We start from the raw sequence: 15,089 nt of genomic DNA on the forward strand, positions 1-15,089 counted from the left end.
TTAAGTCAATCGACAAGCAAACAAGTTTTAGTAAATTAAAGCAAAAGCGTTTTTAAAACAATAAAGTCAATCTTGAAATTGGATTTTTGGGTAAGTCTATGCAAACAGTAAAAAACATTACCATCTATACTTTGAGTCTTCTGGTCTTATTGGGCCTCAGTGGAATTAGTGCGACTAAAGTGTATGCGGTCGACGCCTCAGAAATTCAGCAGCGCTGTCAAAACATTACTCCGCAACAACGACAAATGGCCAAAGCCGCCGGTTATGATGTTGATTCTCTTTGCTCACAAGCGCGTAATAGTGCTAAAAATTCACAGCCAACTCAAGATGTGCAAACCGTCGTTCCAAGAAACTCATCAGTTACCACCAATGATCGCGGCGTGATTGAGTCAGCTCAATTTCAGAGTAAATCAAATCAAACACAGCTCCCAGCAAGTGATGACAAAACCTTAAAGCCTTATGGCTACGATTTATTTGCTGGTGTGCCAACAACTTTCGCTCCGGTAACCAATATCCCCATCCCTGTAGACTACGTAGTTGGCCCTGGCGATAGCTTTCAGGTTGATTTGCTTGGTAAGTTAAGCCAGTCCCACGAATTACGCGTTAACCGTGATGGTAAAATCAATTTTCCAGAGTTAGGCCCCATTGCCGTTTCTGGGCTTAAGTTTAGCGAAGCAAAACAGCTAATTAGTGAGCGTGTTAACCAGCAAATGATAGGGGTACGCGCAATTGTCACTTTAGGTGAGTTGCGTTCAATTCGGGTATTTATTTTAGGCGAAGCTCATCAACCGGGTTCGTATACGGTCAGTTCCTTATCCACCATTACTAATGCCTTGTTTGTGAGTGGCGGTGTTAAAGAAATTGGCTCGCTACGTAATATTCAGCTTAAACGTAATGGCAAAACCGTTACCACTCTCGATTTATACGACTTATTACAGCGTGGCGATACTTCAAACGATGTGCGACTACTGCCAGGCGATGTGATTTTTATTCCGCCAGTAGGTAAAACTGCGGCAATTGAGGGTGAAGTAAAGCGTCCCGCTATTTATGAGTTAACCCAACAAGATTCATTAAAAGAGCTAATAAAAATTGCCGGTGGTTACTCTGCTGAGGCTTACCCCAATATTTCACATATCACGCGTAAAAATAAAAAAGGCTTTACCACGGTTGTCGATGTGGATTTATCCGAACAAAAGCTAGGTCAAACTCGCTTAAACAATGGCGACAGAGTAAAAATTAGTACTGTATTAGAAGAGCTAGATAATGTTGTGACTTTGTCTGGTACTTTTCATCGGCCACGTTCGGTTCAGTGGAGCAAAGGGTTAAAATTAAGTGACTTAATTACTTCAGTAAAAGACTTTAAAGAAGATACCGATCTCAATATCGCGCTTGTGGTTCGAAAAGAAATGCCACTGCGCCAAATTAGTGTGTTGCACTTTGAGCTAAATGCCTTGCTAGCAGGAGATAAGTCACAAGACTTAGAGCTGCAACCAATGGATGAGGTGATGACTTTTAGTTGGTATTCATTAAAGAAGCTTTCAAGCTTTGAAAAAGAACTTAATGAACTAGAGCAGAAAAAAGAAAAAGTAAAAATGCTTGAACGTTTAGAGTATGAAGAAAGCAAAGGGTCGCTGATTTTAGAAGCCGGTGAAGCAGAAAAGAAAAGTGATGAGCTAATAGAATTAGTTAAAAACAAAAGTCCGCGCAGTAGAGTACTCGATCCGCTGGTTAAAAAGTTAAAAGAGCAAAATCACAATGGTGGTTTGGTTAATTTAGTCGATATTTCCGGCAATATCCGTTTTCCGGGAACTTACCCTTTAACCGAAGGTATGACAGTTCGCGATTTAATCTTGTTAGCAGGCGGTTTAAAAGAAGCGTCTTATTTAGGTAATGCAGAAATTACGCGGCGTGATTTAACTTCGCAAGAAACCGCCACAATAGCGCACATTAATGTCAACCTGTTAGAAGAGTTAACTAATGTGAAAAATTTTGAGCTGCAACCTAAAGATAAACTTGCCGTTTACGCGACGCCAGAATATAGCGATAATTTAGCCATAACCCTAGAGGGTGAAGTCCGTTTTCCAGGTTTGTACGAATTTAAACGCGGTGAAACCTTAAGCCAAGTGATTGCGCGGGCGGGCGGTTTTACTTCTATGGCGCATATTCAAGCGTCTGTTTTTACCCGTGAAGATCTTAAGCAGCGCGAGCAAAAGCAGTTAGACGATTTAAAAGCTCGTATGCGAGAAGACATTGCCGCTAGTGAATTAGAAAATGCAGAAGCTGGCAAAGGTGGTGCAATTCAAGACGCAGAAAAACTCTTAAACGCGCTATCTAACACCGAAGCCTTAGGGCGATTAGTGATTTCCTTAGATGACATTATGACGGGCACGTCACAAGACTTACAGTTGCGTGATGGCGACAGGCTAATTGTGCCAACTTTCCGTCAAGAAATTTCTGTAGTGGGAGAGGTTCAGCACTCAACTTCGCATATTTTTAGTAGTGAATGGACACTCGATGACTATTTAGAATCTAGCGGCGGTATGACAAGTCGCGCTGATGACGACCGAATTTATGTAGTACGTGCCGATGGCTCAGTATTTTTACCCAATCAAAGTGGTTGGTTATCTCATCAAAATGAAATGCTACAAGCCGGCGATACCATCGTTGTACCGCTAGACACAGATAGAATTAAGTCCTTAACGCTATGGACCAATGTGAGTCAAATTGTTTATCAGTTAGCGCTCGGCGCTGCTGCAATTAACAATTTAAAATAAGCAAAACCCGAGTAAGCCTTGAGTTTTATTATGCCTGTGTTAAGTGGAGCTAACTGGTTTAGTTTTGACTTTATTCGCCTGAGTTTTGGTGTTAAGCAAAGTCAGCGCAAGTTAATTGGTTTGTGCTTAGTTGTGTGCACTACAGTATGCAGTTTCAATTCCGGCTTGCTTAACGCAGCGCCTTGGTTAAATACGCAAGATCAATACTTAAGAGCAGATATAGAAACACTAGCGGATATCGGCATTGTAAAAAGTCCGCTAACCACTTATCCGCTTATGTGGCCTAACATTGTTAGAGATTTAGACCAAACCAACATAGAGCAAGTAGCGCCTGAGTATAAAGCCATTTATTGGCGTGTAAAAAATGCCGCACGCATGGCGCTTTCAGGAAAAACCAAACGGACGTTACGAGTTTCAGCTAGCAATAGCGAACAAGTCTTTCGCTCCTTTGGTGATGATGCTCGTGGACGAGCCGAGTTAAATGCAAGTAACGAAGGCTTAAATAAATGGTTAGCCTGGAACCTTGAAGTCACTCGGTTATACAAAGGCTACGATGGCGAGTCCACGCTATACGATGGCAGCTATATTTCGGTGGTTTTAAATAATTGGTCAATTACCGCAGGCGCAATTGAAAAGTGGTGGGGGCCAAGCTGGCAATCGGCTAATTTATTATCCAATAATGCGCGCCCGCAATTAGGTTTAAGTATTCAGCGCAATTATGCCAATGCATTTGAGCTGCCACTGGTTAAATGGTTAGGCCCTTGGACACTCGCAGGCTTTGTTAGCAAAGCAGAATCAGCCCGAAAATATCAAAAAAAACTCGGCTATTACAATGGCATGGTCAAAGATCAAAAGTTAGCCGGCATGAGTTTTAGTTTTAAGCCTCACTCGACTCTCGAGTTATCCTTAAGAGCGAATACGTTTTGGGGTGGAAAAGCGTTTACCAATTTAGATGAGAATGGCATTGCCCATTATGCGTCACGCACCGAATCGGTGAGTAGCTTGCTCGATAGTTTATTGGCTAACCAGCAATGTGAACAAAGTGATGGCGCAGACTTATTGGGCAGTTGTGAAGATGGCTCTCCAAGTTCTGGTGATAGAGTCGCCGGAATTGACTTACGCTGGAATTTGCCAATTAGTTATCCCATTAGTCTATATGCCAGTCAATATGGTGAAAGTGATAGTCAGTTAATACCATCTAAAAATATTAATCAGTATGGTGTTACGTCATCTTTTGAAGTTGCCAATACTCACTGGCAATGGTTTGCTGAGGTAACTAATACGTCGCTAGATAACACTCTAATGAGCGCCGCTTACGAAAGTGAAAGTTACCCAGAAGGTTATAGAATTAACCAAAGAAACATTGGGTCGACTTATGACAATGACTCTAAAGTTTCTTCACTCGGTTTAATTGGCCGACTTAGTCGTTATCAGCAATTGAGTTTAAGCGTTTCGGATATTTTGTTAAATAAAGACTCAATGGATTATTCCAGTGTTGCTGAGCATAGCATTACGCCAACGAGCAGTGAATTAAAGCATATTAAATTAAATTGGCGATACCATACCCGCGACATGGGCGAATTTGATGTGTCATTAGAGCAAGTTAACAAAAAATTTGACCGCTACAACCGGTTTAAAGATAAACTGCGCCTCGCCATCGATTGGCGGTATGTGTTGAATTAAGCATTCGATAAAAAGATTAATAAGATAAAAAACTATGACAAAAGACGAAAAACAATTAGAGCAAGAAAATGAAGAGCTAAAGGCGCAGTTGCGAATGCTCTCCACTTTAAACTCAAATTTGATTAGCCAAACAGACTCCAGTGATGAAATTGATCTCAAAGAATTATGGAATGCCATTTGGCAGGGTAAATGGTTGATAATGGCGGTGACCGGTGTGTTTGCCATCGCTTCAGTTTTTTATGCCTTATCACTGCCTAATGAATATAAATCCACGGCTATTCTAGCGCCAGCTTCACAGGCTGGTGGTGCAGGAGGGCTTGCTAAGTTAGCTGGTCAATTTGGCGGATTAGCATCGCTAGCTGGGATAAATCTAGGTGGTGCAGGTGGTGAAGACAAAACCGTTATTGCTATGGAGCTAATCAAAACTTGGGGCTTTTTAGAGAAGTTTATTGAAGACAACGATATTGCAGTTGAAGTATATGCGGCAAAAGGTTGGAATCGAGCAACTAATGAATTAATTATAGACCCAGATATTTATGATGTTGAAAATAAAAAGTGGGTAAGGGATTTTGATAGTATGAATGGTGCCTCTCTTAGTCCTAAGGATAGTTGGTTGTTATTTGAAAAGTTTAGAAAGCGAATCAGTTTGAGTGAAAACAAGAAGACAGGCCTAGTTTCAATTTCTGTAGAATATTATTCCCCAATTTTAGCACAAAAGTGGGCTCAGCAGCTTGTGCAAGCGATTAACGAGCATATAAAGATTAGTGATAGAAAGAACGCTTTAAAAAGCATTGATTATCTAACAAAGAAAGTAAGTGAAACAAAACTAGCTGGTTTACAAACTGTTTTTTTTCAATTGATTGAGGAGCAACATAAAAACCTAATGCTGGCGGAAGTGAGCGAGCAATATGTATTTCAGATAATTAGTCCACCAAAAGTAGCAGCGGTAAAATCTAAACCAATGAAAGCTATTATTGTCTTAGTTGGTATTGTTATAGGTGGTATCATAGCCATATTATTTGTAATATTTTCGAGCGTTAGAAAACAATGACACTCTGTCTTTAGATACTATTTTTAAGGAAAACATATGAAAAACTTCGCAATGATTGGTGCTGCCGGATATATCGCTCCTAGACACATGAGAGCTATTAGTGAAACCGGAAACACTCTTTTAGCTGCCTTAGACAAGAATGACTCCGTAGGGATTTTAGATAGTCATTTTCCTGATGCAGATTTTTTTGTAGAGTTTGAAAGGTTCGATAGACACATAGACCTACTAAAACGAAAGGGTACACCTATTGACTATATAAGTATAGCATCACCAAATTATTTACATGATTCTCATATACGTTTTGCCCTCAGACAAGGCGCACATGCAATTTGTGAAAAGCCCCTCGTTTTAAATCCACACAATGTTGAGGCATTAAGAATTATTGAGTCTGAAACTAATAGAAATGTTTATAATATTCTTCAATTACGACTTCACCCATCTATTATTGAATTGAAAAATAAAGTGTCGAGACAACTTGCAACAGATCCAAATAAAGTATTTGATATAGATTTGACTTATTTAACTAGCAGGGGGAACTGGTATTTCAATTCTTGGAAAGGGGATGAAAATAAATCTGGAGGTATTGCTACAAATATAGGTGTCCACTTTTTTGATATGCTAGGCTGGATATTTGGAGCTGCTAAGCTAAATGAAACGCATTTTAAAAAAGTTGATACAAATGCCGGTTATATAGAGTTTAAAAATGCAAGAGTGCGTTGGTTTTTGTCAGTAAACTATGAACATATACCTGAAAGTATAAAGCTTGCTGGGCAAAGAACTTTTCGTTCGATTACTGTTGATGGCGAAGAGTTAGAGTTTTCAGGGGGGTTCACCGACCTTCACACGTTAAGTTACGAGGCTATCCTTTCAGGGAAAGGCTTTAAGCTTGAAGAAGCGTTACCAAGCATTGAAATAGTTAGCTCGATTCGAGAGCAAAGCGTTATAAGAGCAAATTCAAACGCTCATCCTTTTTTAAATGAAATAATTTAAAGATAATTTAAGATTTTATTTGAAGTTACTTGGAGCTGAAAATGAGCAGATGGTTTAATAAAAATATTACATTGCGAGAGCTGGGAGTGAGAGACACAAAAATATGTAGCAGTGTTTTAGATAAAAAGTTACATTCGATATCAGATCCTAGTGACGCCGCAGAATTTAGTATTTGTATATATTTAAAAGGTGAACTTCCAAAGTGTTTTGATTCATTGATCCTTATTACGAATAAAGTAGTAGAAGGATATAATTGCTATGTGGTAGATAATCCAAAATTTGAGATGAATAATATTATAAGGAAGGTTCAAGAAACTATCGGTTTTAAAGAGCTTTATAAATGTAAACCACTGCCTAGTTCACTATATATAGGAAAGAATGTCGTTATAGAAGAAGATGTCGAAATAGGTGAAGGGACTTTTATAGATCACAATGTTGTTATTAAGTCTGGCACTAAGATTGGCAAAGATTGTTATATAGGTGCAAACACTTCAATAGGAGTCGGGGGCTTTAATTTTTTTGAAGTTAACAAAAAGCGAATAAAACAGCAGGAAGTAGGTGGCGTTGTTATTGAAGATAATGTGGAAATAGGCTCTAGCGCTTGCATAGCTAGAGGTATATACGGTGAGACTGTTATCGGTAAGGGTACTAAAATAGATAATTTGGTCCATATTGCTCACGACTGTACACTGAATAATAATTGCTTGGTAATAGCACAAGCTGGAATATCGGGTTACGTTTTTGTTGGCGAAAATGCAAAATTAGCTCCTAACTCATGTGTACGGCAAAGGTTGACTATCGGGAGAGACGCTACAGTCGGGATAGGGGCTATAGCTCTTAAAGACGTTGAAGATTCCGCTACGGTGTTCGGAAATCCGGCTCGTCAATTTAAGTAGCGTCAAATTACCTTTAGTTTGATTTATACGTTATATTTTATGTTTAATTAGTAGTGTAGGAGTTTATGATTAATATTGTTGAATTCATTGATTTAAAGAAGCAATATAAGCATGTTAAGCTTAATATTGATAATAGAATCTCAAAGGTCCTTGAGCATGGTACTTATATTATGGGGCCAGAAGTTTATGAGCTTGAAGATAAGTTGTCTCATTATGTAGGTACTAAGCATGTAATAACTTGCGCAAATGGAACGGACGCTCTTCAGTTAGCATTAATGGCGCTGAATATAGGGCCGGGAGATGCGGTTTTTTGCCCAACATTTACTTTTTTTGCTACTGCAGAAGTCATTGCTTTGGTTGGAGCGACTCCTGTATTTGTGGATATAGATCGTGACTCTTTCAATATTTGTTCTATTTCATTAGAACAAAAAATAGAAAGTGTTATAGCTGAAGGGAAAATGAATGCGAAGGCAATAATTGCTGTAGATTTGTTTGGACTTCCCGCGGACTTCGAAAACCTTGAACAGATTGCTAGAAAATATAACTTACAACTGATTGAAGATGCAGCACAAGGATTTGGAGGTGAAATTAATGGAAAAAAAGCGGGTAGCTTTGGAGATATAGCGACTACCAGCTTTTTTCCAGCTAAACCTCTTGGGTGCTATGGAGATGGTGGTGCAATTTTTACAAATAATGATGAACTAGCAGAAATAATTAAATCATTACGAGTTCATGGTAAAGGTAGTGATAAATATGACAATGTAAGAATTGGCTTGAATAGTAGGCTAGATACAATTCAAGCCGCGATTTTATTAGAAAAACTTTCTATATTTCCATTGGAGTTAGAAAATAGAAATACTGTAGCTAATTTTTATTCTAGAATATTTGACGGAATATATGAAACACCTAAAGTTGAGAGCGGTTGTTATAGCTCGTGGGCACAATATACGCTAAAGCTTAAGGAGCGCGAGCTAGCATCTGCAAGTTTTAGTGAAGTAGGTATTCCTACTATGGTTTATTATCGTACTTGTTTGCACAAACAACCGGCTTTTCAAAATTTAAACCAATTAGATGACGAGTTTCCTGTCGCTTCAAAAGTTGTGAATCAAGTGCTTAGTTTACCAATGCACCCCTATTTAATTGAAGATATTGAATTACTTGAAAATGCTATCCTGGCTCATAATACTAAAAGATAAAATTCTTAAGAGCACTTTCTTCTCTTCAGTAATATTGCTAATTGGTGGAACTGTTGTTGCGCAAATTTTAGGCGTTCTTGCACTACCTATTATCACAAGGATCTATAGTCCAGAGAACTTTAACGAATTTGCCGTTTTTTTGTCACTACTCTCGATTTGTTCCGTATCATCATGTTTGCGATTTGAAATTGCCATACCTACCGCTGAGACTGATGATGAGGCGTTTGATGTTTTTGTTTTAGCCCTTAGTAGCTGTTTTATAATATCATGCGTTTTATTTTTAATTGCATTATTTACTCCGGTTGAACTGTTTATCAGTTTAGGAGGTAGTGCATTAGTGCAGGTTAAAAATTGGGTACCGCTGGGTGTGCTTTTAATTTGTATATTTGGAGCTGTTCAATACTGGGCAATCCGAGAAAAGCAATTTTCGATAATCGCAAAGAGCCGAATGCTTCAAGCTAGCAGCTACGTTGGATTGCAAATAGTGCTTGGTATTATACAGGCTTCAGGTATTGGCTTGATATTAGGGAGTCTCGCTGGAAATGCTTCAGCCAGCATAAATTTATTCCGGAGAAATATTTCAAAATTCAAATCGATTTCCGTTAAAATATCCATTCGAAAGTTAAAAAACACCTTTGCTAAGTATAAAAACTATCCTAAATTTTCGAGCTTAGAGGCATTAACGAACACAGCCGCAGTTGAGTTACCAATACTATTGATCGCTGGTTATACTGCTGGACCAACAGCCGGGTATTTGTTGTTAGCGACTCGGGTGATGGGAGCACCAATTTCACTAATAGGAACCGCGATTAGTCAAGTATATTTAGCAACTGCTCCAGAGACTTATAGAACAGGTAGCTTACCTGAGTTTACAAAGCTAACTATTTATAATCTCTTGAAAATTGCAGTAGTTCCACTTGCTCTTGTAGGGTTTTTCGCTCCATACTACTTTCCTGTGATATTTGGCAGTGAGTGGAAAGAGGCCGGAAATATGGTTGTATGGTTTACTCCTTGGTTCATATTGCAAATGATATCTTCCCCAGTTTCAATGGTATTGAATATAACAAATAACCAAAAGAAAGCGCTAATGCTACATGTTTTCGGCTTGGTATTGAGAGTTGGTTCATTGTTGCTCATAGTTTATCTGAATAAACCTTTTATTATCGAAGCCTACGCTATATCCGGTTACATTTTTTATTTCGTATATCTATTACTTATTCTAGAAGTAATAGAACTCAGAAAAAATGACAAATTAAAAATTGTTGGGTTATGTTTGCTAATTGGTTTAAGTTTTTTTTGTTATCTTTTGATATTTATACCAAACATTTAGGTATATTACCGTTTGATCTTTAGGCGCTGGAGTGTGAAGTATTATGCAAAAAATTAATATTATTTTACTTATTATGCTAATGTTAATTTCATGTAAAGACACAAGTGGAATTAGAGCTACTTCTAAGATTAATTTTCCTGAATTAGTAGTAGCCGATATTTATCCATTTTCAACACTTGAAGAAGCAATAAATGCTTCAGAATATAGTACAGTTGGAGAAGGGGAAAGTTATGAAAACGCTATTACAGTAGCTTTTGCGGTTAAAGAAATAATCAGTCATTTTGACATGATAGGTCATTCCGTAAGTTTTTTGCAAGAGAAAGAATATAAGTTACCTTTACCTCATTTATATTTGAAAATCAGCGATACTTTGGATAGCGAACTCATCACGGAAGGGGAATGGCAAAAAAAAGAATATCAAAAACTCTCAACACAAGGCTACTATTTAGCAAAGTCCGACGAAAGTGTTCAAATATACGCTCCTGCGAAACAGGGAGTTCTTTATGGTGTTTATCGACTCTTAGAGTCAGAGGGATTTGCTTGGTATGATCATCGAGAGGTAACTTTACCAACGGAATCTGTTGGAAACTATGAGGTTATGGAAGATCCAAAAACAGTAAATCGCGGTTTTTGGATATTTAATGAAGAACCGCTCCCCAGAGATTATTTGTTATGGTTAGCTCGAAATAGATTTAATTTGACTGGACCAGGAAATTATATATTAAAAAATACTTTAGGTATTAAAACTTGGGGAGGAGGTCATCAGATTTTGCAAGAAATTTACTCAGAAGAGGGGTTGTATGAAAAACATCCAGAGTGGTTTGCTTTAGTTAACGGCGAACGGAAAAAAATTCCTCGCGCTGGTACCTATTACAACCCGGCTTTTTCAAATGCAGAATCGGCAGAATATTTTTCTAAAAGGTTAATCGAGAGATTAGCCGATGGTGGCGATTTAAATGAAATCGATATTTTAAATATTTGGCCAGAAGATAGCCGAGTTAATCTTTTTGACCAAAGCGACGATGCATTAAGTACGGGGAACAACACAGATAATCTTTTATTATTTTATCTTAGAGTTCAAGAACATTTAGACGTTGCATTTAAAAATCAGTTATTAGACCGGAAGGTAGTAGTTGCTGGTATTAGCTATTTTAATACTTGGATTGCACCAACGAGACTAGATTTACTTGATAATTTAGCTCTCTCTGATTACATTCATATCTTTTATCTAAATGAGAGAACTTGGTCGAAACCCATATTTGAGAGTTTAGATGAGCATCAAAGTAATAACACAATATACAAGAATATACTCGAATGGGACAAACAAAGTGATAATAACTACGGTACAGTAGATTATTACAATTATAGTGCTTTCGCCGCACTAGCAATCACAGATCATTTAAATATAGAAGATTCTTTTCTGCAGCTTAGTAAATTTAACAAGAATCTAGTAGCATATATGCATCCGTTGTATGAGAATCCAGGGCCTCGTAGACTTACTAATCAACTTTTTTCTAAAATGTTGTGGAAAAATATGGATCCAAGCTATAGTCGCAAATTAGTTGGAGATGCGGTAAAGCATAAATATTTTTCTAAAAGATATGGTAAATATGCTATGGAATGGGAAAGCATCTACGATGAAGTAATGCATTCAATTGATAATGCAAAAGAATTATTTGGAGAAGACTCGTTAAATTATCATTTATTCAAGACAATTTTTTGGGGGGAGTCGAGAGAAATTAGTGATATAGAAATATTCAATCAGTTTAAAACTGGTGGACTGCAAAGTATACCATTATTGTTCGAGGATAACGTGTTAATTGAGAATTTTAGAGGGCTTGATGAGTCATTAAGTCGACTAAATAATGCCGCTTCTAAGTGGAGAACAATGTTAGCTAAAAATATCGAACCAAGTATTAAAGCGCGAATGTTAGATGACGTTGAATGGTTTGAATCTAGTCTTGTCAGATATAGGCTCACTTCAAATAGTGTAGATCTAGTTATTAATGGGTTATTGGGTAACGACAATGAGCAACTAAAATCCCTTATAACTAACGATATATTGCTGTTAGAAAGCAGTAAAGTGACAAACGACACACTATCACCGGTTAATCAAAGAAATTTTTTAAATTGGCATAAAGCATTACTAACAAACAATGGTGCGATTTTTAGAATAAGCCAACATGAAAAATAGTAGTTCTCGATTCTCTCGATTAACGTTTGAATTTTTGTTGGTAAGTACTTTAAGTGGTTATCCAATTGTCGCTGGGTTGTCTATATTACTTAGTATTGAGAATCGGGTTTTAAGTGTCCCGTTTAGAGCTCTCGTTCTTACTTCAGCTATTTTTCTATTCGTATTGAATCTTCGAAACCGAAGCGGAGGTTGGCAAGTTTTCAATCTCATTTGGTTCTGTTTTTGGGGGTTGTTTCTTACAAGGTTGCTTTTTGAATTCCTATTGAATTATGACTCTTTTTCTTTTGACTGGTTTGAAGTAATATTTTATTCCATTGGAGTTGTCTTTTTACCCGCAACCGCCTGTTTAGGAAGTCGAATTAATGTAATTAAGCTTATAAGTCCTTATAGATTGTTAATAGTTTCTTTGTTTGGACTAATTGTAACTTTAATTGCTCTTGGAAGTGAGATAGAACCTTCCACTTTATTGTCGGGTAGACTGGAGACCGATACACTTAATCCTATAGCTTACGGGCATTTAGCACTAACCGCTATAATTTTGAGTGTTTGGACGTATAGACAAATTAGTTTAACAAAGTTAGAAAAAGTAATAACTATATTCATATTTTTATTTTCGAGTTTTTGCTTGCTTATCGCTGGGTCACGAGGGCCAGTGCTTTCGCTTGGAATTGTCGTGGCCGTTATTTTTCTACGTTATTCTTTAAGTTTTAAAGCTAAATATTTATTAAAGTATAGTGCATTAGCCATTGTAGTTGCGTCGTTACTATTTATACTAGCTGGTGCAGAAATCTATATGATCGAGCGGATTTCCAGTAGTTTTTTCTCTGATAGTGCAAGAAATACATTGCTAGCAGATTCTATGTCGTCTTTTTTGGAGAATATGCTTTATGGAGCCTGGTATCCACATGCTTCATATCCGCATAATTTAATCGTTGAATCTTTTATGGCTTTAGGAGTCATTGGTGGAGTTTGCTTCCTATTTTTATATTGTTACGCAACCATTGTTGCATTTAATGTGATCGTTGATAATAAAATTGGTTGGTTAGCATTGCTTTTTTTTCAGTATGGAACGTTCGTTTTGGTAAGTGGTTCAATTTTCTATGCAAACCAATTTTGGGTGATAATGATTTTAATTAGTTTGTTTGGTTATCAGTCTAAGTTGAAAATTCATAAATAAAATAAAAGAAGTTTTATAAAATAAAAGTGAGAAGCAATGGTTAAGTATATTATATCTAAAGTATTAAAGCGCCTGAGAATTCCATCTATAAAGAACTCTGTAATTTGCAAGACATCAACTATTGAGCCTGGATCATTGGTTGTGAATAGCACTGTAGGTAAACACTCATTTTGTGGCTATGACTGTTCATTAATAAACACAGAAATTGGTGCTTTTTGTTCGATAGCTAGTGATGTATCAATTGGTGGTGCTTCACATCCATTGCATTTTGTTTCAACGAGTCCAGCATTTCTTTCACATAAAGATAGCATTAAAAAAAAATATTCATTATTTGAATATAATCCAGAAATCAAGACCAGAATTGGTAGTGATGTTTGGATAGGCGAGCGTGTTATTATTAAGAGTGGTGTGAAAATTGGAACAGGATCGGTTATTGGCATGGGCTCTGTAGTTACTAAGGATGTACCCCCATATTCTATATGCGCAGGCAATCCAGCAAAATTAATAAGGATGAGGTTTGACTCAAATATTATAGATTCATTATTAGATAGTTTGTGGTGGGAGTGGCCGGACGAAAAACTTTTAAAGTATAGTGATTACTTTAATGATCCTACTAAGTTTTTAAGTATGTATGATGAGGAGCGTAAGTAATGAAAATTATTCACTGTTGTTTATCCTGCTTTTATATAGATGATTTTTCGTATCAAGAAAATGAGCTAATCCGGCAAAATGTAATAGATGGTCACAAGGTTCTTGTAATAGCTTCAACAGAAACTATAGGCAAGAATAATTCTTTGGTGTATACAGAACCTAAATCGTATCTAGGATCTGAGGGCGCACAAGTTATACGTTTACCTTACACAAAATACTTGCCAAGTTTTCTAGCAAGAAAGTTAAGGATGCACAAAGGCGTGCTAAGCATTCTAGTTAAAGAGAAACCTGACGCAGTACTTTTTCACGGGCTTTGTGGCTGGGAGCTAATGAGCTTGATTAAATATAAAAAAATAAATAAAAACGTAAAGCTTTATGCTGATAGTCATGAAGACGCTCATAATAGCGCTCGAACGGTTATGTCAAAATATTTGCTTCATAAGCTATTCTATAAATCTATTATCACGAAAGCTTTACCTTATCTAAGTAAAATTCTTTGTTTAACAGCTGAAGTTAAGGATTTTTGCATAGATATGTATGGAATACCCAAGTCCAAAATTGAAATGTTCTATTTAGGGGGAAGAATATTAGATGATGATGAGTATGCTGTTGTTAGAGAGAGTTGTAGAGAGAAATATGGTATAAAATATGACGACGTACTGATGATTCAAACGGGAAAATTTGATAGAAAGAAGAAACTAATTGAATCATTAACGGCATTCAATAAAATAAAATCTAACCAGTTTAAATTTTTTATAGTCGGCGAGATCTCTGAAAATTTAACTGAAGAAGCTTCGAGAATTATAGAGTCGGATGAAAGAATTAGGTATCTCGGTTGGAAAAATGCAGAAGAGTTAAGAGCTCTTTTATGTGCTTCTGATGTTTATGTTCAACCAGGTTCCCAATCAGCAACGATGCAAATGAGCTTGTGCTGTCGCTGTGCCACGGTATTAGATAAGGTAAAAAGTCATATAGATCTCCTTGGCGGCACAGGGTGGCTCGTTTCTAATCAAGATGACTTGATTAAAACATTTTTAGAAATTGAAGGCGATAGGGAACTTGTTAAATTAAGTGGAAAGCAATCGTATGACATAGCTGTTGAGCACTTAGATTACAAGAAATTAGCAAAGCGACTTGAAGTATAGGG

The 15,089-nt window shown here is 37.0% G+C and carries 11 protein-coding genes; all 11 read left to right on the top strand.

Going from position 1 to position 15,089, the window contains the following annotated elements:
- Window positions 1-98: 98 nt before the first annotated feature.
- The gene (locus tag ACUR5C_RS06615; RefSeq protein WP_454467566.1) at window positions 99-2,774 is read left to right on the top strand and encodes an SLBB domain-containing protein; all 2,676 of its coding nucleotides are present in this window, start codon (window positions 99-101) and stop codon (window positions 2,772-2,774) included.
- Between the two features lie 30 nt (window positions 2,775-2,804).
- Window positions 2,805-4,457, top strand: coding sequence for a capsule assembly Wzi family protein (locus tag ACUR5C_RS06620; RefSeq protein WP_454467567.1), 1,653 nt, complete (start codon window positions 2,805-2,807; stop codon window positions 4,455-4,457).
- A gap of 118 nt (window positions 4,458-4,575) precedes the next feature.
- Window positions 4,576-5,508 (top strand): Wzz/FepE/Etk N-terminal domain-containing protein, encoded by a 933-nt coding sequence (locus tag ACUR5C_RS06625; RefSeq protein WP_454467568.1) that lies wholly within the window; start codon window positions 4,576-4,578, stop codon window positions 5,506-5,508.
- Between the two features lie 36 nt (window positions 5,509-5,544).
- Window positions 5,545-6,498 (top strand): Gfo/Idh/MocA family protein, encoded by a 954-nt coding sequence (locus ACUR5C_RS06630; protein ID WP_454467569.1) that lies wholly within the window; start codon window positions 5,545-5,547, stop codon window positions 6,496-6,498.
- Window positions 6,499-6,539: 41 nt separating this feature from the next.
- Window positions 6,540-7,394: a UDP-3-O-(3-hydroxymyristoyl)glucosamine N-acyltransferase gene (locus ACUR5C_RS06635; protein ID WP_454467570.1), complete on the top strand. Its 855-nt coding sequence runs from the start codon at window positions 6,540-6,542 to the stop codon at window positions 7,392-7,394.
- 65 nt (window positions 7,395-7,459) lie between these two features.
- Window positions 7,460-8,590 carry a DegT/DnrJ/EryC1/StrS family aminotransferase gene (locus ACUR5C_RS06640; protein ID WP_454467571.1) on the top strand — a complete coding sequence of 377 codons (1,131 nt, stop codon included), beginning with the start codon at window positions 7,460-7,462 and terminating at the stop codon, window positions 8,588-8,590.
- Entirely contained in the window at window positions 8,553-9,920 is a 1,368-nt protein-coding gene (locus tag ACUR5C_RS06645) for a lipopolysaccharide biosynthesis protein (RefSeq protein ID WP_454467572.1), read from the top strand. Before ACUR5C_RS06640 ends, ACUR5C_RS06645 begins: the two co-directional genes overlap by 38 nt.
- Window positions 9,921-9,963: 43 nt before the next feature.
- Window positions 9,964-12,114 carry a glycoside hydrolase family 20 protein gene (locus ACUR5C_RS06650; protein ID WP_454467573.1) on the top strand — a complete coding sequence of 717 codons (2,151 nt, stop codon included), beginning with the start codon at window positions 9,964-9,966 and terminating at the stop codon, window positions 12,112-12,114.
- A complete protein-coding gene (locus ACUR5C_RS06655) occupies window positions 12,104-13,291 on the top strand; it encodes an O-antigen ligase family protein (protein ID WP_454467574.1) in 1,188 nt (395 codons plus the stop codon). Before ACUR5C_RS06650 ends, ACUR5C_RS06655 begins: the two co-directional genes overlap by 11 nt.
- A gap of 36 nt (window positions 13,292-13,327) precedes the next feature.
- Window positions 13,328-13,942: a CatB-related O-acetyltransferase gene (locus tag ACUR5C_RS06660; protein WP_454467575.1), complete on the top strand. Its 615-nt coding sequence runs from the start codon at window positions 13,328-13,330 to the stop codon at window positions 13,940-13,942.
- Window positions 13,942-15,087: a glycosyltransferase family 4 protein gene (locus ACUR5C_RS06665; protein WP_454467576.1), complete on the top strand. Its 1,146-nt coding sequence runs from the start codon at window positions 13,942-13,944 to the stop codon at window positions 15,085-15,087. Before ACUR5C_RS06660 ends, ACUR5C_RS06665 begins: the two co-directional genes overlap by 1 nt.
- The last annotated feature ends 2 nt before the right edge of the window (window positions 15,088-15,089 follow it).

The organism is Aliikangiella aequoris (assembly GCF_053709105.1).